This is a genomic window from Telluria sp. B2 (assembly GCF_051789535.1).
Taxonomy (GTDB): domain Bacteria; phylum Pseudomonadota; class Gammaproteobacteria; order Burkholderiales; family Burkholderiaceae_D; genus Telluria.
The window spans coordinates 1,405,820-1,427,169 of sequence record NZ_CP196525.1 but is presented as its reverse complement, the minus strand read 5'-3'; the positions used below and the strand labels follow the sequence as shown (position 1 = coordinate 1,427,169).

21 protein-coding genes are annotated in these 21,350 nt (G+C 63.5%); 7 read left to right on the top strand and 14 right to left on the bottom strand.

What is annotated here, in order from left to right; translation table 11 throughout:
- Window positions 1-101: 101 nt before the first annotated feature.
- From flgM to ACSUZJ_RS06370, 5 genes are all read left to right on the top strand, one after another.
- Window positions 102-410, top strand: a complete 309-nt coding sequence (gene flgM, locus ACSUZJ_RS06390) for a flagellar biosynthesis anti-sigma factor FlgM (protein ID WP_499414368.1) — start codon at window positions 102-104, stop codon at window positions 408-410.
- Between the two features lie 6 nt (window positions 411-416).
- Window positions 417-884, top strand: a complete 468-nt coding sequence (locus ACSUZJ_RS06385) for a flagella synthesis protein FlgN (protein ID WP_499414366.1) — start codon at window positions 417-419, stop codon at window positions 882-884.
- A 351-nt stretch (window positions 885-1,235) separates the two neighbouring features.
- Window positions 1,236-2,327: a catalase family protein gene (locus ACSUZJ_RS06380; RefSeq protein ID WP_499414364.1), complete on the top strand. Its 1,092-nt coding sequence runs from the start codon at window positions 1,236-1,238 to the stop codon at window positions 2,325-2,327.
- A gap of 12 nt (window positions 2,328-2,339) precedes the next feature.
- Complete coding sequence (locus ACSUZJ_RS06375; protein WP_147936201.1) at window positions 2,340-3,038, top strand: hypothetical protein; 699 nt, start codon at window positions 2,340-2,342, stop codon at window positions 3,036-3,038.
- A gap of 1 nt (window position 3,039) precedes the next feature.
- The gene (locus ACSUZJ_RS06370; RefSeq protein ID WP_499414362.1) at window positions 3,040-4,416 is read left to right on the top strand and encodes a Dyp-type peroxidase; all 1,377 of its coding nucleotides are present in this window, start codon (window positions 3,040-3,042) and stop codon (window positions 4,414-4,416) included.
- A 242-nt stretch (window positions 4,417-4,658) separates the two neighbouring features.
- Here the strand turns inward: ACSUZJ_RS06370 and ACSUZJ_RS06365 are convergent, their stop codons facing one another.
- Entirely contained in the window at window positions 4,659-6,029 is a 1,371-nt protein-coding gene (locus ACSUZJ_RS06365) for a YihY/virulence factor BrkB family protein (protein ID WP_499414360.1), read from the bottom strand.
- A 484-nt stretch (window positions 6,030-6,513) separates the two neighbouring features.
- Here ACSUZJ_RS06365 and ACSUZJ_RS06360 point away from each other — a divergent pair, with 484 nt between their 5' ends.
- Window positions 6,514-7,572 (top strand): M35 family metallo-endopeptidase, encoded by a 1,059-nt coding sequence (locus ACSUZJ_RS06360; protein ID WP_499414358.1) that lies wholly within the window; start codon window positions 6,514-6,516, stop codon window positions 7,570-7,572.
- 17 nt (window positions 7,573-7,589) lie between these two features.
- Here the strand turns inward: ACSUZJ_RS06360 and ACSUZJ_RS06355 are convergent, their stop codons facing one another.
- The 13 genes from ACSUZJ_RS06355 to flhB all read right to left on the bottom strand — a co-directional run bounded on the left by ACSUZJ_RS06355 (window position 7,590) and on the right by flhB (window position 20,776).
- Window positions 7,590-8,084: a hypothetical protein gene (locus tag ACSUZJ_RS06355; protein ID WP_499414356.1), complete on the bottom strand. Its 495-nt coding sequence runs from the start codon at window positions 8,082-8,084 to the stop codon at window positions 7,590-7,592.
- Window positions 8,085-8,307: 223 nt separating this feature from the next.
- Window positions 8,308-9,042 carry a flagellar motor protein MotD gene (gene motD, locus ACSUZJ_RS06350; RefSeq protein WP_499414354.1) on the bottom strand — a complete coding sequence of 245 codons (735 nt, stop codon included), beginning with the start codon at window positions 9,040-9,042 and terminating at the stop codon, window positions 8,308-8,310.
- Window positions 9,043-9,047: 5 nt separating this feature from the next.
- Window positions 9,048-9,791 (bottom strand): flagellar motor protein, encoded by a 744-nt coding sequence (locus tag ACSUZJ_RS06345; RefSeq protein ID WP_499414352.1) that lies wholly within the window; start codon window positions 9,789-9,791, stop codon window positions 9,048-9,050.
- Entirely contained in the window at window positions 9,773-10,501 is a 729-nt protein-coding gene (locus tag ACSUZJ_RS06340) for an RNA polymerase sigma factor FliA (protein WP_499414350.1), read from the bottom strand. Before ACSUZJ_RS06340 ends, ACSUZJ_RS06345 begins: the two co-directional genes overlap by 19 nt.
- A 14-nt stretch (window positions 10,502-10,515) precedes the next feature.
- Window positions 10,516-11,358, bottom strand: a complete 843-nt coding sequence (locus ACSUZJ_RS06335; protein ID WP_499414348.1) for a MinD/ParA family ATP-binding protein — start codon at window positions 11,356-11,358, stop codon at window positions 10,516-10,518.
- Complete coding sequence (flhF, locus tag ACSUZJ_RS06330) at window positions 11,351-12,766, bottom strand: flagellar biosynthesis GTPase FlhF (RefSeq protein ID WP_499414346.1); 1,416 nt, start codon at window positions 12,764-12,766, stop codon at window positions 11,351-11,353. Before flhF ends, ACSUZJ_RS06335 begins: the two co-directional genes overlap by 8 nt.
- Window positions 12,767-13,075: 309 nt before the next feature.
- A complete protein-coding gene (locus ACSUZJ_RS06325; protein WP_499414344.1) occupies window positions 13,076-13,387 on the bottom strand; it encodes a dTDP-4-dehydrorhamnose 3,5-epimerase family protein in 312 nt (103 codons plus the stop codon).
- Complete coding sequence (rfbC, locus tag ACSUZJ_RS06320) at window positions 13,270-13,815, bottom strand: dTDP-4-dehydrorhamnose 3,5-epimerase (protein WP_499414342.1); 546 nt, start codon at window positions 13,813-13,815, stop codon at window positions 13,270-13,272. Before rfbC ends, ACSUZJ_RS06325 begins: the two co-directional genes overlap by 118 nt.
- Window positions 13,812-14,702: a glucose-1-phosphate thymidylyltransferase RfbA gene (rfbA, locus tag ACSUZJ_RS06315; RefSeq protein ID WP_499414340.1), complete on the bottom strand. Its 891-nt coding sequence runs from the start codon at window positions 14,700-14,702 to the stop codon at window positions 13,812-13,814. The genes rfbC and rfbA overlap by 4 nt, the downstream gene beginning before the upstream one ends.
- A 15-nt stretch (window positions 14,703-14,717) precedes the next feature.
- On the bottom strand, window positions 14,718-15,608 hold the full coding sequence (gene rfbD, locus ACSUZJ_RS06310; RefSeq protein ID WP_499414338.1) for a dTDP-4-dehydrorhamnose reductase: 891 nt from the start codon (window positions 15,606-15,608) through the stop codon (window positions 14,718-14,720).
- The gene (gene rfbB / locus ACSUZJ_RS06305; protein WP_499414336.1) at window positions 15,605-16,633 is read right to left on the bottom strand and encodes a dTDP-glucose 4,6-dehydratase; all 1,029 of its coding nucleotides are present in this window, start codon (window positions 16,631-16,633) and stop codon (window positions 15,605-15,607) included. Before rfbB ends, rfbD begins: the two co-directional genes overlap by 4 nt.
- Before the next feature lie 841 nt (window positions 16,634-17,474).
- Complete coding sequence (flhA, locus tag ACSUZJ_RS06300; RefSeq protein WP_499414334.1) at window positions 17,475-19,583, bottom strand: flagellar biosynthesis protein FlhA; 2,109 nt, start codon at window positions 19,581-19,583, stop codon at window positions 17,475-17,477.
- Between the two features lie 26 nt (window positions 19,584-19,609).
- Window positions 19,610-20,776: a flagellar biosynthesis protein FlhB gene (flhB, locus tag ACSUZJ_RS06295; RefSeq protein WP_499414332.1), complete on the bottom strand. Its 1,167-nt coding sequence runs from the start codon at window positions 20,774-20,776 to the stop codon at window positions 19,610-19,612.
- A gap of 333 nt (window positions 20,777-21,109) precedes the next feature.
- Here flhB and ACSUZJ_RS06290 point away from each other — a divergent pair, with 333 nt between their 5' ends.
- Window positions 21,110-21,349 (top strand): hypothetical protein, encoded by a 240-nt coding sequence (locus tag ACSUZJ_RS06290; protein WP_499414330.1) that lies wholly within the window; start codon window positions 21,110-21,112, stop codon window positions 21,347-21,349.
- The last annotated feature ends 1 nt before the right edge of the window (window position 21,350 follow it).

The window sequence follows — 21,350 nt, the reverse complement described above, 5'->3', positions numbered from 1 at the left end:
AAACTTCGCTGTTTTCGGATCCGCGCTAAAGTTTGGGCCTGCATGGCCGTTACACAGTGCAGATCCCGGAGTTCCTGCTCCGAACAGAGAAGGATGATGCTGTGAAAATCAACGATACCCTCAAAGGCACACAAGGCCTGCAACAACAGAATCAGACTACGGCAGCCAACGCGAAGCAGGCGGAAAAGGCTGCCGCCACCGCCACTCCGGTCCAGACCGACAGCGTACGCCTGTCCTCGCAAGCCCAGGCGACGGGCGCGACCGGCAAGGCGAACGAAGTGTTCGATGCCAAGAAAGTTGAACGTATCAAGATGGCAATTGCCGATGGGCAGTTCCAAGTCAATTCCGAAAGGATCGCGGACGGCTTGCTCGATACCGTGCGCGACCTGCTTCACTCACGCAACCGATAAAGCGATATGACCAGTCCGACCGCCACCCTCCCCGCCGAACGCCAGCGCATCGACGCGCTGGTGGAACTGATGAAGCAGGAACAGCAACTGCTGGTGGCGGCGGATGCGGACGGACTGGCAGAAGTGACGCCACGCAAGGTCGCGCTGGTGCAGGAACTGGCGCAACTCTCGCGCCAGCGCCACGCGGCCCTGGGCGGCGCGGGTTTCCAAGCGGCGGAAGCCGGCATGGAACCCTGGCTGGCGGCGCATGGCGACGAGGCTGTGCGTTCGGAATGGTCGGCGCTGCTGGCCCGTACCGCGGATGCCAAGGAATTGAACCGGGTGAACGGCCTGCTGATCAACCGGCAGATGGCGCATAACCAGACCGTGCTGCAGGCGCTGCGTACGCCGACCAGCGGTGCGGAATCGACCTTGTATGGGGCCAATGGGCAGACCTTTGGCGCCGGGGCCTCGCGGCGGTTCGTGCTGGGCTGAAGTTACCTTCTTCTCTTTTGATGACGGCCGCGGATGCGGCCGTTGTTGTTTCCGGGTGCGCTCAAGACCTGCCAGCTGGCGTCGCTCGATTGCGCCGCCTCTCGCCGAAAGCTGACCCACCTGGAGCGTTCGGAACCGGGAACGCTCCAAGGACGAGAGCGTGCGGTTCGGCCTGAACGGCGTCGCTTGCCTTGCCCGCATCGCACAAGCTTCGATGCGTTGGTGGTCCGGGCACGCCCCGGATGGCCGCAGCGTCAACCCGCACGCTAGAGCGTGCTCTCGGTTGCGGTGCAACAAATTATCTCCTAATATACCCATCAATGATGCATTTAAAGCAACCTTTTGGAGGGTATGATCTTGCTTCCTCTTCCCTACACCCCGGATGTCGAAACGGTCGCTGAGGACGAAGCGCGCCTGACCGAAGAGATCGTCGAACGGATGGCGGCCACCAACCGCTGCGCCTTCGAACGCCACCGCCACGGGATCCGCGACGCCCATGCGAAGTCGAACGGCCTGCTGGTGGGCGAACTCGAGGTTCATGCGGATCTGCCGCCCGAGCTGCGCCAGGGGATCTTCGCCAAGGCGCGCACTTACCAGGTGGTCGCGCGCCTGTCCTCGGCGCCCGGCGACATCCACTCCGACAAGATTCCCGCCCCGCGCGGCTTCGCGCTCAAGGTGATGGGCGTGGACGGCGAACGCCTGTCGCCCGACATCGCCGGCGCCAACCAGGATTTCCTGATGGTAAACTTCCCGGTGCTCGCCTTCGGCACCATCCCGAAGTACAAGCAGATGCTGGCGCTGCTCGAAGCAAACGCGCATGCGCCGGACACCTTCCAGCGCCTGGTCGCCGGCACCGCGCGCGGCGCGAAGGAACTGGTGCAGGCGCTGGGCCTGGAGCCGGGTGCCACCCTCGAAGGCCTGGCGCGCGACAACCACCATCCGCTCGGCGAGACCTACCACACGCAGGCGGCAATCCGCTTCGGCGACTACATCGCCAAGCTCGCGCTCGCGCCGAAGTCCGTGGAGGTGCGCGCGCTGGCCGGCCAGCCGCTGCGCGAGGTGCACGACGCCTGCATGCGCGACGCCGTCAGCGCCTTCTTCGCCGAACAGGGCGCGGAATATGAACTGTCGGCGCAGCTGTGCGTCGACCTGGCGGCGATGCCGGTCGAGGACGCCGCCGTACCGTGGAGCGAGGAGCGTTCCCCGCACCGCCCGATCGCCACGCTGCGCTTCCCTGCGCAGCCCAGCGCCACGCCCGGACGCCAGGTGTACGGCGACGACATCCTGTCCTTCAACCCCTGGAACGGCATCGAGGCACACCGGCCGCTGGGCGGCATCATGCGCATCCGGCGCGCGGCCTATGAGCGTTCGAGCGTATATCGCCACACGATGAACGCGCGGCCGCGCACGGAGCCATCGCAGCCTTCCGACATTCCCGACTGAGGAGCCAGAACCATGACCGAGAAAACCACCGACCCGCGCCTGGACGACGAAACCTGGCTGCAGGAAGTCAGGCGCCGCATCGACGCGGTGGCGCACGACGCGCCGCATCTTGCGAAGATCGCGCTGGAAGCGATGGTGCGAAAGCACAATCCCGACCTGAAGGGCAGCGCCAGGTCGGCCGGGCGCGCCGGCAAGCAATCCGGCAACGTGTCCGAGCTGACCGCCATCGCGCAGCTCAAGCCGGGCGGCGCCGACCGCCTGCGCCGCATTTTCGATCTCACCAACGGCAATATGGACGGCGCCCAACGCGTCTCCACCTTGCACGACATGCGTTTCGTCTTCTTCGACAACGACACCCGCATCCTGTTCGCCACCACCTATGACGGCGACTGGGACAGCTACATCAACGATTTCGCGACCAAGATCCCGGAACTGATGGACCTGCTGTTCGCGAACGTGGAAGGCTGGCCCGGCATCGCCAGTCCGCAAGTGAAGGACTTCATCGCCTCGCACCAGATCGACGCCGCCGGCTGGTTCGTCGCCAATCCGCAGGTGACAGTGGTCGACACCCGCCGCTACCAGCGCATGGAAAAGGCGCTGGATGCCTTCTTCGACGCCATGGCCGCGCATCCGCCCGCGGACGAGACGACGCGCAAGGCGCTCGATACGCTCACGGCCGCGATCTCGCAGCCGGAAGGGGTGGATTACTGACATGAGCCTGCTCACCGATCTGAAGGCGCGCTTCCGGCGCGAACGGGTCACGCTGGCCCTGGACGACATCCAGGCCCTGATCCTGCGCTCGCGCCCCGAACCCTATGTCGGCATCCACGCGATGCTGCATATCGACGAGGCGGAAGGAGGACGCGACCTGGTGCGCCGCCTGGCCGCCCACATCCCCTCCGCGGCTGGCTGGACCGACGACCGCGAAGCCTGGATTGGCGCGGCGCTCAGTTTCCAGGGCCTGAAGGCGCTGGGCCTGCCGGAATCCTCGCTGAAGAGTTTCCCCCTGCCCTTCCAGCAAGGCATGGCGGCACGCGCCGAACAACTGCGCGACATCGGCGGCAATGCGCCCGAACACTGGGACGAGGCCTTCCGCCCCGGCGCCTGCCACCTCGCGCTGACGATCTATGCGCGCGACGAGGCCGCGCTCGACGTCGCGCGCGCCAGGGCCATGGGCGAACTGGCGCGCTCGCACGGCGTGACCCTGGTCGGCACCCATGCCTTCGGCGCCGATGCCGATGCCAAGAATCCCTTCGGCTTCCGCGATTCGATTTCGCAGCCGGCAGTCGCCGGCAGCGGCGTCGATCCGGTGCCGGGCCAGGAGCGTGCGATCGCGGCCGGCGAATTCATCCTCGGCGAAGACAGCGAGAGCGGGTCGCCGGTGGCGATGCCCGATCCGCCTGAACTGGGGCGCAACGGCTCCTTCGTGGTGCTGCGCAAGTACGCCAGCCAGGTCGGCGCCTTCAATGATTTCGTGCGCAGCCATGCCTCCGGCGAACAGGAGGAAGAGCTGCTGGCCGCCAAGCTGGTCGGGCGCTGGCGCAGCGGCGCGCCGCTGATCCTCGCGCCCGAACATGACGATCCGGACCTGGGCGCCGACCCGACTCGCAACAACGATTTCGATTTTTCGAAGGACCCACGCGGTTTCGTATGCCCGCATGCGTCCCACATGCGGCGCCTGAACCCGCGCGACAGCAAGCTGACGATCCTGACCGACGTGAACATCCACCGCATCATTCGACGCTCCTCGACCTTCGGCCCCAAATGGCGCCGCGACGTGACGGCGGCCGACGATGTGCATGGCGACCGCGGCATCTTCTTCATCTTCATCAGCGCGCGCGCTTACGACACCATCGAGTTTCTCCAGCAGGAGTGGATCAACCGCGGCAACTTCATCGACCTTGGTGCCGAGCGCGATGCCGTCGTCGGCCTGCACGAAACGCCCGGCAGCTTCACGCTGCCGCAGGCGCCGGTGAGGCGCCGACTGGACGGCGTCACCACCTTCAATCGCCTGAGGGGCGGCGAATACCTGTTCATGCCGTCGCTGAGCGCCCTGCGCTGGATCGGCGAGGCCGGCTGGACAGGCTAGCGGTCCGTGGGAATTGGAGATGGCAAGAGCCAACAACATCCAGCTTCCGTGACATCGATCGAGATATTCGAGCAGATCAGGCGTTGATACTTGCCTTTCGACGCGATGCACTCAGCGGTTCCGATTGGGCGTCGCGGCGCTTCGTGCTGGGCTGAGGCTTACTTGCTTCTCTTTCAACAATGGCCGCGAATGCGGCCGTTGTTGTTTCCAGAATTAAGTCCACCCATCTGGTAAGCACGTGACTAGGAGCGGCCGGCGCTGCCGTTCCGTCCTTTGCTGTTTGCGTACACCCACGTGTATTCAGCACCAAACAGGAAAATCTGCGCGGAATAGTAAAACCAGGCGACCAGAATCACAAAAGAGCCGGCTGCGCCAAAGCCCGAGGCCACGCTCGATTTCGCAAGGTACAAGCCGATCAAGGATTTGCCTACGTTGAAGAGCAAGGCTGTGACCGCGGCCCCCATCCACACATCGTGCCAGGATATTTTTGCGGTTGGCATGATCTTGTAGATCATCGCAAACAGGACCGTGAAGAGCGCAAACGACGCGGTGAAATTCAGTACGCTCGCCAACACGCTTTCCGCCGCTTCTCCCCCGCCCAACCATTCGCTCGTCGCCGCCAGCGCAGCGCTGACGACAAGGGAAACCATCAGCATGAAAGCGAATCCGAGAACCAGGCCGAAGGACAAGACGCGGCTGCGTACCCATCCCCAAATGCCTGAAGGTTTTTCTTTCGCCGGCACGCGCCAGATGCGGTCCAGATCGGTTTGCAGTTCGGCGAAAATGGCCGTGGCGCCCAGCAGCAGCAGAAAACCGCCAACGATACTGGCGAGGATCCCGGTGGACGGTTCACGCGCGGCTTGGAGCAAGCCCTGCACCGCCGTCGCCCCTTCCTTCCCCATGATGCCTTGAAGCTGCGCGATGATTGCGCCTTGTGCGGCGTCCTGTCCAAATACCAACCCGGCAATCGCGATGACGAGGACCAGTAGCGGCGCCAGGGAAAACAGTGTGTAGTACGACAGCGCCGCCCCCATGCTCGGGGCGTAATCATCGATCCATGCGTTTCCTGCCGCCAGGATGATTTGCCACTGCCTGCCGACCCAGCTCGCCGAGGTTTGCTCGAACTTCGGGTGCGGCGGGGTACTTGTGGCTGTGTCCTTGTCCTTTGCATCGACTGTATGCGCGTCCTTTGCATCGGATGTGCGGTTCTCCGAACGCGTCACAACATATTCTTTTGCTTCCTGGACCGGGGCCGATGCGGGGACACTGGCATTCTTCACTGCCGAGGCAAGAAACGCTGCCAGAGGTACGAGAAAACTACCTGCCTTCACGGTATCGCCGCTGTCGCCGCTGCGTTCCACTGCCCTGCTGGACCTGCTGGGCCTGCTGGGCCTGCTCGACCGAGTGGGCCAACTGAATACAGGCGTTTTCTTGCGCCTGACGAGCGCATAACCCGCCGCTGCGATGCCCAGCACAGCGGCGCCACGCACATACGGAGAGGAAAGCACATCCGAGGCCTTCGATTTGAACTGGTCGAACTGTCCATTCGCTCTCGGCTCTGCGGCAGTCACGCGGGGTTCTGCTTCATGCTTTTCTTGATCGTTAGCGCTCATATTGTCCTCATGTGGTCGGCATTCGTGCCGGGCCGCCGTGGCGTGACGGCGAAATGACTGGTTCCCACCTTAAGCCTTTTGTGAGGATGGGTCAGTACGGTGACTCACCGTCTGTAGATGCAACAGAGGATAGTGCGGCTGACATGCCGCAATTGTAGCTAGGCCGCCTTGTCGAAGGACCTCGGTGTCAAGGAGCATTTACGGCCCGGAGCAGTCGTCCAGGCACTTTGTACCGGGAAAGCATCCGCAACCGATTGCGTTATACGGATCGAATTTGCGACAACGCGAGCTCCGTACCGCGTGGGTTCGAGAACCCACCCTACAAACCTGCACAGCGCCAATTTGCGAGATCTCCACCGGTGTACCGCGTGGACTCAGGAGTCCACCCTACAACGGCCGCCCCGAAACCTTGCCGCAACGCAAGCCGGCCGCTGACTAACAGGCACACAGTATTCCTTGGAGTCATTTTTCGACGGAGGAATCCATGCACCGCCCTACCCTTCACGCCGCTGCCGCCCTGTTGTTCGCCTGCGCCCTGCCTGCCCATGCCGCCGGCGAGATCGCCGTCACCGTCACGCCCGACCAGCCGGCGCTCGGCAAGGGCAACGACGTCAACGTGACCGTAACCCTGACTAACACCGGCAGTACGCCCCAGCGCCTGCTGAAGTGGCGCACGCCCTTCGTGCCGGCGGAGCATGCGCTGTTCCAGATCACGCGCGACGGGCTGCCAGTGCGCTATCTCGGGCGCCACGTCAAGCGCGCGGCGCCGACCGAAGCCGATTACATCGTGCTGGCGCCGGGTGAATCGCGCAGCGCGCGGGTCGAGCTGTCGAAGCTGTACGAGATGCAGGTCACGGGCGCCTATTCGGTGCGCTATTACACGAGCAACCCGAGCAATGCCGCGCCCGGCGCCAAGGCGGGGGCCGACATCGTGGTCGGCGACCTCGCCTCCAGCCCGGCGGCGATCTGGATCGAGGGCCGCCTGCCGCGCGGCGTCGTGACGCCCGCCCTGGCCGCGCCCGGCGGCCCGGCTGGCCTCACCTTCAGCCAGTGCTCGAACGCCCAGCAGGCTTCGATCACGAATGCCTTTGCCGCCGGCACCGCGATGGCGGCCGACGGCGTGGACTACCTCACCAGCCGCAAGCAGCAGGGCCCGCGCTACGTGAACTGGTTCGGCACGCACGAGGCCGCGCGCGTGACCACGGTCACGAACAATTTCACGGCCATCAAGAACGCCTTCGAGACCAAGCCGGTGAAGGTCGATTGCGGCTGCGACGAGCCGTATTTCGCCTATGTCTACCCGGCCCAGCCCTACAACATCTACGTCTGCAAGGCGTTCTGGACGGCGCCGCTGACCGGCACCGATTCAATGGGCGGCACCCTGCTGCACGAGATGAGCCATTTCGACGTCGTGGCCGGCACCGACGACCACGTCTACGGCCAGAGCGCCGCCGCCGAGATGGCGCGCACGGCCCCGCAACGGGCCATCAACAATGCCGACTCGCATGAGTACTTTGGGGAGAACACCCCGGCGCTGGATTGATCGGGCGAAGTTGCCGCTTACTGGCCGGTGTGGATGAAGGTCAGCGGCCGCGCGGGGCTTTCCGCCGGCTTGTCGAGCCGCTTCACATCGGTCAGGTAAGGGCCGTCATAGCCGATCTGGTAGCTGTGCCGGCCCTCCTTGAACGCGTAGGAGGGCGTGATGTCGATCGTGTTCTTCAGCTCCTTGCCTGGCGCGACCGGCACGTAATCGTCCGCCGTCAGCGCCGCGCGCTTCACCATCTTGCCGGTGTAGTCGAGCGGCCGGCCGTCGAAGGCGCGCACGTCGAAGCGGCGCCCGGTCAGTTCCTTTTCTTCCGCCATTTCGCGCGGGATCCAGATGGTCTGCTTGCCGTAGTTGTACACCGTCAGGTGGACCAGCGCGCGGCCGTTCACGGATTCGACTTCGATCTTGTTTCGGACTGCCACTTGGGGGTCTCCGGGGGCGGCGCCCGCGAGTGCGGGCAGGAAGCTGGCCGCCATCACGGTGGCGAGCAGGAAGGGTCGGCGTTGCATGGGTGCTCCATATGCTTGTGTGATTCCATTGTGCGGGCGGGAGACGGAAATGCCAAGGGCGGGGGTGGGTTTGACGTTCCGTGGTAGCGAAGGGTGAGACGGCGTGGACACAGGTGTCCACCCTACGCAACCCCGCAGTTGTAGGGTGGACACCTGTGTCCACGCGGTATAGAACGCTTGATGAAAGATTATTTCACCAACAGCAATAAAATGAAATTTTCTTTCACTCCGGCTTCGCCGCCAGGATCGTCACCGCGACCCTCCGGTTGCGCGCCCTGCCCGCCTCGTCGTCGTTCGACGCCACCGGCCGGTTCTCGCCATGCCCGACCGCCGTCATGCGCGCCGGGGCGATGCCGTTCTCGATGAAGAGCCGCACCACGCTGCTGGCGCGCACGGCGGACAATTCCCAGTTCGATGGAAACAACGGACTGGCGATCGGCACGTTGTCGGTATGCCCCTCGACCTCGATCGCATGCGGATCGTCCTTCAGCAGGCCGGCGACCACGCCCAGCGTCGCGCGCGATGCCTCGCCCAGCGCCGCCTGGCCTTGCGCGAACAGCACGCTCTCGCTGATCTCGACACTGACGCCGCGCGCGGTCTGCACCACGCGCACCTTGCCCGATTCGACCAGCGGCGCCAGCGAGGCGCCCAGGTCGCGCGCCAGGGTGTTCATGCGTTCGCGGTCACGCTTGGCCGCCTCCGCGCGCTTGCGCGCGATGATGCCGGACAGCGGCAGCGGCTCGATCGTGCTGCTGGCCTGCGGGGTCTGCGGATTGCCGCCGAAGGCGCTGCCCAGGGCGTCGGAGAGCACCTTGTACTTGCCTTCGTTGACGATGGAGATGGCGTACATCACGACGAAGAAGGCGAACAGCAGCGTGATCAGGTCGGCGTAGGAAATCAGCCAGCGGTCACGGTCCTCGCCATGCGGCTGCGCATCGTCGTAGCGTTTGCGCGCCATGGTCTTCAGCGCTTTGCCAGCAGGCTGGCCACGCGCTCTTCCACCACGCGGGTGTGGTCGCCGCTGGCCAGGTCGTGGAAGACCTCGGCCAGGATCTCGTACTGCACCACCTGGTCGGCGACGATGGCTTTCAGCTTGTTGCCGACCGGGAGGAAGAACAGGTTGGCCAGTCCCACGCCGTAGACGGTCGACACGAAGGCGACCGCAATGCCCGAGCCGAGCCGGGACGGATCGGACAGGTTTTCCATCACGTGGATCAGGCCCAGCACCGCGCCCAGGATGCCGATCGTCGGCGCATAGCCGGCGGCCGATTCCCAGATGCGCGCCGCCTGGCGTTCGGCGAATTCGAAGGCGTTGATCTCGGTTTCCAGCAGGTTGCGCAGCTTCTCCGGCTGGATGCCGTCTACCACCAGGCGCAGGCCCTTCTGGATGAACAGGTCCTTGGTGCCCATGTACTGCTCGAGCGAGAGCAGGCCGTCGCGGCGCGCGCTCAAGCTCCACAGCGCGATCGCACTGGCCAGCGGCTGGCGCTGGCTGCGCGGCGGGAAGAACACCCAGCGCAGCATGCGCATGCCGCGCCGGAAGCTGCGCGCTTCGGATTGCAGCAGCACCGCGCCGAAGGTGCCGACGACGACGATGGCGAAGGCCGCCGGCTGGAACAGGGAGGCGAAGCGGCCGCCGTCGAGCGTGTGCCCGACGAACAGGCCGGCCAGCGCCAGCGCCAGGCCGATCAGGCTGGCGAAGTCCACAGTCTCTCCCGCAGCGACGCACGCAGGCGCGCCACCGCTTGCGTGTGCAGCTGCGACACGCGCGACTCGGAGACGCCCAGGACGGCGCCGATTTCCTTCAGGTTCAGCTCTTCCTCGTAATACAGGCCCATCAGGATCTTCTCGCGCGGCGGCAGGTTGTCGATGGCCTCGATCACGGCCGAGCGGAAGTCGGTGTCGAGCAGCGCGCGCAGCGGATCGGATTCATCGACGGCATAGCGGTCGAGGAAGCTGTCGTTGCCGTCGTCCTCGTGGAAGTCCTCGTAATACACCAGCTGGTGGCCGCCGCCTTCGAACAGCATGTCCTGGTAGTCCTCGAGCGACATGTCGAGCGATTTGGCGACTTCCGATTCGCTCGGCGGGCGGCCCAGGCGTTGCTGCAGCGTGGTCATCGCGCCCTCCACCTTCTTCATGTTCTGGCGGGTGCTGCGCGGCATCCAGTCGTTGGCGCGCAATTCGTCGACCATCGCGCCGCGGATGCGCAGCACGGCATAGGTCTCGAACTGGGCCCCGTGGTTGTCTTCGTAGCGGTTGATGGCGTCCAAGAGGCCCATCATGCCGGCCTGGATCAGGTCGTCCACCTCGACCGAGGGCGGCAGCTTGGCCTTCATTTGGTGGGCAAGACGCTTGACCAGCGGCTGGTGCTGGGTGAGCAAGTGATTCTTGTCCGCTTTCCCTTTGACGGTATACATACTTGTGCTTTTTCTTAAGAACGCGCGCCGCCGTGGCGCCCCAGCCCGGCCATGCCCGGCAAGGCGAAGCGCCCGGCGAGCCGGCGAAACGCCACCGAGGCCCCGGCCAGCGGGAAGGCGTCGACCACGGTGCGCCCGAGACGCGCCGCGCGGTGCAGGTATTCGTCCGCCGGCACCGAGCCCATCGAGCTCAACGTTACCGCCAGGTAACGACTTGCCGCCGTCGCCATATTATCGTAAACCACCTTCGCCTCCGCCTCGGTGGCGCCGGTGACCAGGATGCCGAAGGGACGGCGCCCGAACTCCTGGGCCAGGCGTTTGATCAGGGCATAGGCGTTGGTGATCGAGGTGGCGCTGTTCGACACCTGCACCACGATTTCCGAGTCGGCCAGCATGGGCACGGCGAAGCCGCCTTCACGGTTCAGTTCGCCATCGACGATGACGATGCCGCCCTGCCCTTTCACCAGCACCTCGAAGGCTTTCGCCAGGCGGCGTTGCTCATCGCTGCCGGTGCGCGGCACGACGCCATCGCGTGCCAGCAGGGCGACCTGGAAGCCTTGCGGCGCATGCTGGACCACCTGGTTCAGCGCGCATTCCTGGCGCGCCACCTGCATCAAACTGACATGGCGTTCCATCTCCAGGTGGCAGGCGACGCCACGCGTTACGCCATCCCTGCGTTGGCAGGCGTCGACGATCATCACGTCGTTGCCGGCCTGGGCCAGCGAGGCGCCCAGGTTCACCAGCATCGCGGCCTTGTCGTCGCCCGGCGTGGCCGACAGGAAGGTCACGACGCGCGGCTTGGGACCGGCCAGCATCCGGCGCAGGCCTTCGGCCTGGTCGAAGTCGAAACTAGCCAAGGCGCACCCCGCGCAGGCTGCTGTCGCTGGCGACGTTGCCGGTATGCGCCATCACCAGCGGCAGGTCGGCGTCGTCGAACTGGTTGCCGGCATCGCGGCGGCCGCGGAAGGCGCGGTCGACCAGCATGGCGCGGTCGGCCAGGTGCAGGTCTTCCGGCACGCGCTGGCCGTTCGAGATGTAATGCAGGTTCAGCTTCTGCCGGATCACGACGTCGAGCACGCTGCCGATCGAGGCGGCTTCGTCGAGCTTGGTCATGATGCAGCCGTGCAGGCCGCTGCCCTGGTAGGCGCGCACCACTTCGTTCAGGGTCTCGCCCGTCGCGGTCGCGTTCAGGCACAGCAGGCGCTTCACGTCGGCGCCGGCGCCGGCCAGCATCGCCACCTGCTCGGTGACCATCTGGTCGCGCTGCGACATCCCGATGGTGTCGATCAGCACGGTGTGCTTGTTCCTGAGCTCCTTGAGTGCGATGCGCAGGTCGGCCTCGTCCTTCACCGAGTGCACCATCACGCCCAGGATCTTGCCGTAGATGCGCAGCTGCTCGTGGCCGCCGATACGGTAGGCGTCGGTGGTGATCAGGGCCAGCTTCTCGGGGCCGTGGCGCATCACGCAGCGCGCCGCCAGCTTGGCGGTGGTGGTGGTCTTGCCGACGCCGGTCGGGCCGACCAGGGCAAACACGCCGCCCTTGTCGAGCAGCGTATCCTCGTCGGCCATGGTGGTCAGGTTACGGGCCAGCACGGTCTTGATCCAGCGCATCGCCTCGGCCGCGTCCTTGTTGGCCGGCATCTTGTCGATCAGGTAGCGCGACAGCGAGGCCGAAAAACCGGCGCCCAGCATCTCGCGCAGCACGACCGCCTTCTGCGGCTCGCGCTGCTGGGTGCTGCCCCAGGACAGCTCGGCCAGCTGGTTTTCCATCACGCCGCGCATGGCGCGGATCTCGCTCATCATGCCGTTCATCTCGGCGGCGGCCGATTCGCGGGCCTGGGCGATCGCGGCCTGCATCATCTGGGTCATGGCGGCCATGTCGAAGGCCGGCTCCGGGGCCGGCGCTGCGGCGCGGCGCGGAGCAAAGGCCGCTTCGAATTCCGGCTCCATCTGCGCCGCGCGGCGCGGGGCGAAGAAGTGTTCCGGCGCCGGGGCCGGTGCGGACGGCGCGGCGCGGCGGTTCACGAAGGACGAGGCTTCCTGGTCAAAAGCGTGCAGGTGATCGAGGCGCGGCTGGGGCGCGGCCATCTCCGATCCGGCGGCCGGGGAGCCCAGCGCGGCGACGTCGTCGTTGTCGAGTGCGAGGATCTCGACCACGCCATCGACGGGCCGGTTCGAGAGGATGACGGCATCGGGTCCGAGCGCATCGCGCACCTTGCGCAAGGCTTCCCGGGATGTTGCCGCTGTAAATTTCTTCACATTCATCTTATTCTCCGCACTGCTAGGCTCGATTCAATGCAGGCGCAACTCGCCTGTCTACGGAAGAGATTATTGACGATGCCACGAAGCAACCATCCGGGGAAAAGGATGGGGAAATGGGGTCAATTCTCGCGGGGAGTGTCGGGTTCGCGGCCGGGCGCGGCCCTGGCGGGCGAAGGCTTGGGCTTGCAGACACGCGCAGAAGAACGTCATGCGTGTCCGGTGAAGCCCTGCACCCTAAGTTTGCGGCCACGGGTTGAAGCATGCGCTGCCGGAACGCATCTGACGCCTGCCGGCTTGTCATCCGCCCCCGGGTCAGGCAAACGTCTCCAGCTCACTGAGCAGGCGGCCGGCAGCATCCTTGTCGGCCATCCGAGGCATGAATCCGATCGGCCAGTCGATACCGACGGCCGGGTCGTTCCACAGCAGGGTACGCTCGAATTCGGGATACCAATAATTGGTCGTCTCGTAGAGAAATTCGTGCGCCGCAGGTCTACTGGGATAGCTTCTTAGTCGAATGCTTCTGCTGAAGAGAAGTTGCTGCCGACCTTGTCCTTGGCGGATACGATCGGTTCGGATGTGATCGGCCAGCTGATCCCGACTACCGGGTCGTCCCAGCGGACGCACCGCTCGAACGTGGGCGAATAGTAGTCGGTTGTCTTGTAGAGGAACTCAGCAGTCTCGGACAGCGTATAGAAACCGTGGGCAAAACCCTCTGGCACCCAGAGCTGCTTCTTGTTTTCAGCCGACAGGATCTCGCCGACCCATTGGCCGTAGGTGGGCGAACTCTTGCGCATGTCAACCGCAACGTCAAAGACCGCGCCATGCACGACGCGTACAAGCTTGCCCTGCGCATTCTGGATCTGGTAATGCAGGCCGCGCAGCACATGCTGCGTCGAGCGCGAATGGTTGTCCTGCACAAAAGTAACGCTTCTGCCGATCGCCTCTTCAAAATGACGCTGGCTGAAGCTCTCGAAGAAGAAGCCGCGCTCATCCCCGAATACTTTCGGCTCAAATAAAACGACATCCGGTATCGCCAGCTTGGTCGATTTCACAGGACGTTCTCCTTCAGCAGGCGGTTCAGGTACTTGCCGTAGCCGCTCTTGGCTAACGGGGCGGCCAGGGCGGCAAGCTGTTCGGAACTAATCCAGTTCTGACGCCATGAGATCTCCTCGGGGCAGGCAACCTTCAGTCCCTGGCGATGTTCGAGCGTCGCAATGAATGAGCTCGCCTCGAGCAGGCTGTCGTGGGTACCGGTATCAAGCCAGGCATGGCCCCGCTTCAGAATTTGTACATCCAGGCTTCCCTGCTTCAGATAGACCTCGTTCACTGCAGTGATCTCGAGCTCGCCTCGAGCGCTTGGCTTGATCGATTTCGCGATCTCGACAACCTGCGTATCGTAGAAGTACAGTCCCGTGACAGCATAGTTGCTTTTCGGAACCATTGGCTTTTCTTCAATGCTACAAGCCTTGCCGCTGGTGTCGAATTCGACCACGCCGTAACGTTCGGGGTCAGCCACGTGGTAGGCAAATACCGAGGCGCCGAAGGTCTTTTCGTTGGCTGCATGCAGCAGGGTTGCCAAGTCGTGTCCGTGGAAGATGTTGTCGCCCAAGACCAGCGCGCACGGAGAGTTTCCAAGAAATTTTTCACCTATCAGGAAAGCCTGGGCGAGCCCGTCCGGCGTTTCCTGCACCGCATATTGCAGATTCATGCCCCACTGCGATCCGTCACCCAACAGCTGAGCGAAGCGAGGAGTATCTTGCGGAGTTGAAATGATGAGCACGTCACGAATGCCGGCAAGCATCAGGGTACTCAAGGGGTAGTACACCATCGGCTTGTCGTACACCGGCAACAATTGCTTACTGATCGACAAGGTGGCTGGGTGCAGCCTGGTGCCGGAACCGCCGGCGAGAATGATGCCTTTACGATGAACCGAGGTCATATTGTTTTCTATGCTTTACAGAATTTCGCGGACCATACGGTCCACACCAGCGCGCCAGTCGGGCAGCGTCAAGCCGAACGTTACCTGCAACTTGTCCGTATCCAGGCGCGAGTTAAGAGGACGCTGCGCTGGCGTCGGGAAAGCCGTGGTCGGTACCGCCGCGACGCTGTCTGGCGCCGCCTTTAACGCCGCACCAGCGGCGCATGCGATGTCGAGCACGTAGCGCGCGTAGCCATGCCAGCTTGTCTCGCCGGATGCCGTCAGGTGATACAGGCCCGCGTGCTCGGGATGCAGCACGAGGTCACGTAATGCATGCGCGGTTACGTCGGCAAGCAGTTCGGCGCCGGTTGGCGCACCAAACTGGTCATCGATCACGGTGAGGCGCTCACGCTCGGCAGCCAGGCGCAGCATCGTCTTGGCGAAATTGCCGCCACGCGCGGCGTAGACCCAGCTGGTCCGGAAAATCAGGTGCCGCGGACAGGCTGCGGCAACGAGCCGCTCTCCTTCGAGCTTGGTCTGGCCGTACACGTTCAGCGGCTGTGGCTGGTCAGTCTCTTTCCAGCGAGCATCGCCGCTACCGTTGAAAACGTAATCGGTCGAGTAATGGACGATACCGGCCCCGACGCGCTGGGCAGCCTTGGCCAGCACTTCCGGCGCCAGCGCATTGATGGTGCGCGCCAGCTCGGGTTCGGACTCCGCCTTGTCGACTGCCGTGTGGGCCGCTGCATTGACGATAAAGTCCGGACGCACTGCTTCGACGCTCGCAGCAAGCCCGTCGAGGTTGGTGAAATCGCCGCAGAGGTCCTTGCTGTCGAAGTCGAGCGCAACGACCTGGCCGAGTGGCGCCAGGCTGCGCTGCAATTCCCAGCCCACCTGGCCGCCCTTGCCGAACAATAGGAATTTCATGCGGCCCTCGATTGCAGGGTAACGACCCATTCCTGGTTGGCCAGGTACCAGTCGACCGTCTTGCGGATGCCGGTCTCGAAGGTTTCCGCCGGCTTCCAGCCGAGTTCGCGTTCGATCTTGCCCGCGTCGATCGCGTAGCGACGGTCGTGGCCAGGGCGGTCGGTCACATAGGTGATTTGCTCACGGTAGGACTTGCCATCCGCGCGCGGTCGCAGTTCGTCGAGCAGGCCGCACAGGGTGCGCGCGATCTCGACGTTCTGCATTTCGTTCCAGCCGCCGACGTTGTAGGTTTCACCCAGCTTGCCTGCCTCGAGCACGCGGCGGATGGCGCTGCAGTGATCCTTGACGTACAGCCAGTCGCGCACTTGGGTGCCATCGCCATACAGCGGCAAGGCCTTGCCAGCCAGTGCGTTGACGATCATCAGCGGGATCAGCTTTTCAGGGAAATGGAAAGGACCGTAGTTGTTCGAACAGTTGGTCGTCAGGACCGGCAGCCCATACGTATGGTGGTAGGCGCGCACCAGGTGGTCGCTGGCAGCCTTGCTTGCCGAATAAGGACTGTTCGGCTGGTACTGGTTGGTCTCGCGGAATGGGTGATCGTCGTGCTCCAGCGAGCCGTAGACTTCGTCGGTCGAAACGTGCAGGAAGCGGAACGCCGCCTTTTCCCCATCTTCGAGGCCAGTCCAGAAGGCACGCACGGCCTCGAGCAAGTTGAAGGTGCCGACGATATTGGTCTGGATGAATGCGGACGGCCCGGTAATCGAACGATCCACATGCGACTCGGCGGCGAAGTTCACGATCGCCCGCGGGCGGTACCTTGCCAGCAGCTCGGCAACGAGTGCGCTGTCGCCGATATCCCCCTCGACGAAAATATGGCGCGCATCACCCTTCAGGCTGTCCAGGTTGTGCAGGTTGCCCGCATAGGTCAGCTTGTCGAGGTTAACGACTCGCTCGTCCGAACCCTGCAGCCAGTCCAATACAAAATTCGAGCCGATAAAGCCAGCCCCACCCGTTACCAAAATCATAATATATTTTCCAAAATGAGAATCAAAAGACTGCCGATCAACAAGTGTCCGCTGTTGCGAACACCAGTGCTTCGTCGACCGAGTCTGAACTGTGCAATTTTTCGTTCGCCAGCATAGGGCGAGATTGCAATGTCCATTGATAAATGCGGCGGTGGTATCGCCTTTCGAACAGTTCGGCTTGGTACTTGAGGAAAGGTATTTTAGCCGATCAACTTGCATTACTCCAGATAACAGCATGGAACCTTAAAGCAATAATTTTCCCTATGAGCAACTGCTGAACAATTTAGCTTCGTGCGAAGTCAGTGTTATCCACAGATGTGTTTTTTACACGGTGGATTTTGTTAAGCTGGCGCTCTACGCCCCAACTCAGCTGTTTGAGCGGACTCCAGGCGCGACTTCGATTCCTAACAGGGGACGCGCCAGGATCAGGCTGGTAGAACCGCACGAGATAAAAACCCCAGCAGCCTTCTTTGTTGTGCTGCGATAGCGCGGCCTCCTGCCGCACTGCGCAAAAAAACAGGCAGAGCCCTCCAGACCCATCCTGATGCCCGTATTAACAGCGTACGCGCGAACCTTTCATGACACACATCGGTGAGAATTCGTGAATATTTGGACGACCGACCAACAGTGATAAAAGATAGAAAATTTCACTAATATTCACAGCTGAGCCGAAGGAACTGTTCGGTTAACAACACCGTAGGTTTAAAAAAAGTTCTGCTTAAGTGTTGTTTTTTTGCCGAATCATTTTCAGGTATATCCCAAGGCAGTTTCAGGCGCGATAAGGGAAAGCGTCCGCTCTCCATGCCCGCATAGCTCTGAAAGTTACCGGCGCCATTCAGGATCACTGCGCCCCCACCAGGCTGGTCACCCGAATCGTCTTGGTCTCGGGAATCTCCGAATGCGACAAGACCTTCAGCTGCGGCAGTGCGCGGCGCAGGAAGCGCGAGAGCAGCACGCGCAGCGGGCCCGGCACCAGCAGCACCGGCGTGTGCCCCATCGCTTCCTGCTGCTGCGAAGCCAGGTGCGCCTGCTGGGCGATGGTGTCGGCCAGGCCCGGTTCGATGCCGGTGCCGTCGCCGCCCGCGCCCAGCGCCTGCATCAGCAAGCGCTCGAGGCGGTTGTCCAGGGTCATCACGCTCAGTTCGTTCGTGCCGGGGAACAACTGCTGCACGATCGCCCGTCCAAGGGCAATGCGCACCAGTGCGGTCAAATCGTTCGGGTCCTGGGTCTGCGGGCCATGCTCGGACAGGGTCTCGATGATGGTGCGCATGTCGCGGATGTGAACGCCTTCGAGCAGCAGGTTCTGCAGCACTTTCTGGAGCGTCGACAGCGACACCACTTTCGGCACCAGGTCTTCCACCAGCTTCGGCGATTCCTTGCCCAGGTGATCGAGCAATGCCTGCACTTCCATGCGCCCCAGCAGCTCGGAGGCGTGGGTCGTGACCAGGTGGTTCAGGTGGGTCGCCACCACGGTGCCGGCATCGACGACCGTATAGCCCAGGTTCTGCGCCTCGTCGCGCAGCCCGGCGTCGATCCAGACCGCGGGCAGCCCGAAGGCCGGGTCGACCGTCTGCTGGCCCGGCAGCGTTCCGCTGGCCATGCCCGGGTTGATCGCGAGGAACTGGCCGTTGATCGCTTCACCGCTGCCCACTTCCACGCCCTTCAGGGTGATGCGGTAGGCCGAGGGTTTGAGTTCCAGGTTGTCGCGGATGTGCACAGGCGGCGCCAGGAAGCCGACTTCCTGGGCAAACTTCTTGCGGATGCCCTTGATGCGCTTGAGCAGCTCGCCGCTCTGGGCATGGTCGACCAGCGGAATCAGGCGGTAGCCTACCTCCAGGCCCAGGGTATCGACCGGCATGATGTCCTGCCAGGTCGCTTCCTCGGTTTCGGCGGACGCGGCCTTGGTGGCGCCGGCCGCCGCCTCCTCGGCCGCGGCTTCGGCTTCGCGCTGGGGCGCCTCCTTGTTGCGTTTGCCGAGCAGGTAGCCGCCACCACACAGCGCACCGGCCAGCAGCAGGAACACCAGGTTGGGCATGCCCGGGATCAGGCCCAGGCCACCGATGATGCCGCCGGTAATGTACAGCACTTCAGGCTTGGCGAAGAGCTGGCCGACCATCTGGCCGCCGATATCCTGGTCGTTTGCCACGCGCGACACCACCATGCCCGCCGCAATCGAGATGATCAGGGAAGGAATCTGCGCCACCAGGCCATCGCCGATGGCCAGCAGGGTGTAGGTCCTGGCGGCGTCGCCGACCGCCATGTCGTGCATTGCCACGCCGACGATCAGGCCGCCGATCACGTTGATGAGGGTGACCATGATGCCGGCCACGGCATCGCCCTTGACGTACTTCGAGGCACCGTCCATGGCGCCGTAGAACTCGGCTTCCTGGCCGACTTCGGCGCGGCGCTTGCGCGCCTCGGCTTCGCCGATCATGCCGGCGTTCAGGTCGGCGTCGATCGCCATCTGCTTGCCCGGCATCGCGTCCAGGGCGAAGCGCGCGCCCACTTCGGCGATACGGCCCGCGCCCTTGGTAACGACGGTGAAGTTGATGATGGTAAGGATGACGAACACCACGATACCGACGGTGTAGTTACCGCCGATCAGGAAGTGGCCGAAGGCTTCGATCACCTTGCCGGCCGCGGCGCCGCCGGTATGGCCTTCGGTCAGCACAATGCGAGTCGAAGCCACATTGAGCGACAGGCGCAGCATGGTCGACACCAGCAGGATCGCCGGGAAGGCCATGAAGTCGAGCGGCTTGACCGTATACAGCGCGGTCAGCAGCACGATCACCGACAGCGCAATGTTAAAGCTGAAGAACAGGTCGAGGATGAAGGCCGGCAGCGGCAGGATCATCATCGCCAGCAGCAGGATGATGAGGATCGGCGCGGCCAGGGCATTGCCCCGGGCGCCGAGTCCGCTCAGCCAGGCAGGCAGTCTCAAACTGTTCATCGAATTGCTCCGTTACTGGTATCTGGTTATTGCGGTTGCTGCGGTTGCTGCGCCTGCGAAGCCGGGTTCAGCGGGTCCATTTCCGGCGGAACAGGCAGCCTGGTCGGGCGATCCGGATACTGTCCGCCGACCTTGCTGTAGTTGCGCAACTGGAAGACATAAGCCAGCACCTCGGCCACGGCCGAGTACAGCTTCTCGGGAATCTCGTCGTCGATCTCGGTGTGCTTGTAGAGCGCACGGGCCAGGGCCGGGGCTTCCAGCAGCGCGACCTTGTTCTCTTTCGCCAGCTCGCGGATCTTCGCCGCGACCTCGTCGGCGCCCTTGGCCACCACGCGCGGCGCGCCTTTCTGGCCGTCGGTGTACTTCAGCGCCACCGCGTAATGGGTCGGGTTGGTCACCACGACGTCGGCAGTGGGCACATTCTGCATCATGCGGCTGCGCGCCATTTCGCGCTGGAGCTGGCGAATCCTGCCCTTCATCTGCGGATTGCCCTCGGCTTCCTTGGCTTCCTCGATCATTTCCTGGCGCGTCATCTTGTGCTTGTTGGCGTAGTGCCAGAGCTGGTAAGGGCCATCGATGGCCGCGATCGCGCCCAGCGCGCCGACGATGAAGAGAAAGGCGCGCCACATCAGGCTGGCCAGGTGGGCGGTCGAGGTGCCGAGCGGCTCGACGGCCAGGCCCAGCACCGCATCCATTTCGCTCATCACGACCACCCAGGCCACGGCGCCGACCAGCAGGGTCTTGGCGACGGCCTTCAGCAGTTCGACCAGGGCATTGGTCGAGAACATGTTGCCCAGCCCGCTGATCGGGTTGAGCTTCATGAAGTTGGGCGTGAACGCCTTCGCGCTGAAATTGAAGCCGCCGATGAGCAAGGGCGAAGCGATTGCAACGAGCATGATGGCAAAGGCCAGCGGCAGGCAGGCGAGCAGTACGCCGCCAACGTCGGCGGCAATGCGCTCAAGCAGGACGTCCGGGTTGTAGACCTGCTCGCGGTTCAGGCTCAGGCCCGACTCGAGTGCGCCCGACAGGCGGCCGACCAGGCTGCCGCCGGTGATCCAGAGGCCGGCGCCGGCCGTCATCAGGACCGTGAACGTGGCCAGTTCGCGCGACCGGGGAACGTCGCCTTCTTCGCGCGCCTTTTCGAGTCTCTTGGGTGACGCGTCTTCTGTCTTTTCTGCGTCGCTGTCTGCCATGCCCTGCTCCGTGATTGCCCTTGCTTGTACAGGGCGCGATTATGACTGGAGTTGCCGCAAGGCTATAAGCCGATTAACCGAACAAAATAGGGTCTATTCCGGCGCTTACGTAAATTCAGGGGAGAACGTCAATGCGAAAACAGCAGGAAATGGAGGGGTGCGTGAAGGGCTACCGCCACCGCAAAATTGGTGTATTGTGAGCATTAAAAGAATCTGTGGTTTTACTGCCAGTCGTCGTCAAATCCGGCACAGAATCTCACAGAATCTCACGCAGGCCGTGCTAAGCTCTCAATAATTGAGGGTTGCTTTGTGGCAAACCGAAAGGCGAAGAACATGAAACTATCGAAACGCCCACTGCACAATTTCACGCCAAGTATTGCTGTCCTCTCGCGGTATTGCGAGCTGCTCGACAGGACCCTCCCTCATTTGCGGACCCTGCTGTTGGTTGCTGGCCTGGCTGCTGCCGCCCTCAAGGCAGGGCCGCTTGCCGACTACCTGTTCAGCGCAGGCCTGCTGCTTCACTGGGCGATCTGGTTCCAGGGCTGGTGGACAGGGGCCCGCTCGCGTCGCTAAG

Excerpts from the sequence above, each read along its gene's own strand:
- rfbA (WP_499414340.1), bottom strand. The coding sequence starts at position 14,702 with ATGACCTCGGTTCATCGTAAAGGCATCATTCTCGCCGGCGGTTCCGGC.
- flhA (WP_499414334.1), bottom strand. The coding sequence starts at position 19,583 with ATGAACAGTTTGAGACTGCCTGCCTGGCTGAGCGGACTCGGCGCCCGG.
- rfbD (WP_499414338.1), bottom strand. The coding sequence starts at position 15,608 with ATGAAATTCCTATTGTTCGGCAAGGGCGGCCAGGTGGGCTGGGAATTG.
- ACSUZJ_RS06365 (WP_499414360.1), bottom strand. The coding sequence starts at position 6,029 with ATGAGCGCTAACGATCAAGAAAAGCATGAAGCAGAACCCCGCGTGACT.
- ACSUZJ_RS06380 (WP_499414364.1), top strand. The coding sequence starts at position 1,236 with ATGATCTTGCTTCCTCTTCCCTACACCCCGGATGTCGAAACGGTCGCT.
- ACSUZJ_RS06360 (WP_499414358.1), top strand. The coding sequence starts at position 6,514 with ATGCACCGCCCTACCCTTCACGCCGCTGCCGCCCTGTTGTTCGCCTGC.
- ACSUZJ_RS06355 (WP_499414356.1), bottom strand. The coding sequence starts at position 8,084 with ATGCAACGCCGACCCTTCCTGCTCGCCACCGTGATGGCGGCCAGCTTC.
- flhF (WP_499414346.1), bottom strand. The coding sequence starts at position 12,766 with ATGAATGTGAAGAAATTTACAGCGGCAACATCCCGGGAAGCCTTGCGC.
- ACSUZJ_RS06290 (WP_499414330.1), top strand. The coding sequence starts at position 21,110 with ATGAAACTATCGAAACGCCCACTGCACAATTTCACGCCAAGTATTGCT.
- ACSUZJ_RS06340 (WP_499414350.1), bottom strand. The coding sequence starts at position 10,501 with ATGTATACCGTCAAAGGGAAAGCGGACAAGAATCACTTGCTCACCCAG.
- ACSUZJ_RS06370 (WP_499414362.1), top strand. The coding sequence starts at position 3,040 with ATGAGCCTGCTCACCGATCTGAAGGCGCGCTTCCGGCGCGAACGGGTC.
- ACSUZJ_RS06375 (WP_147936201.1), top strand. The coding sequence starts at position 2,340 with ATGACCGAGAAAACCACCGACCCGCGCCTGGACGACGAAACCTGGCTG.
- ACSUZJ_RS06385 (WP_499414366.1), top strand. The coding sequence starts at position 417 with ATGACCAGTCCGACCGCCACCCTCCCCGCCGAACGCCAGCGCATCGAC.
- flhB (WP_499414332.1), bottom strand. The coding sequence starts at position 20,776 with ATGGCAGACAGCGACGCAGAAAAGACAGAAGACGCGTCACCCAAGAGA.
- rfbB (WP_499414336.1), bottom strand. The coding sequence starts at position 16,633 with ATGATTTTGGTAACGGGTGGGGCTGGCTTTATCGGCTCGAATTTTGTA.
- motD (WP_499414354.1), bottom strand. The coding sequence starts at position 9,042 with ATGGCGCGCAAACGCTACGACGATGCGCAGCCGCATGGCGAGGACCGT.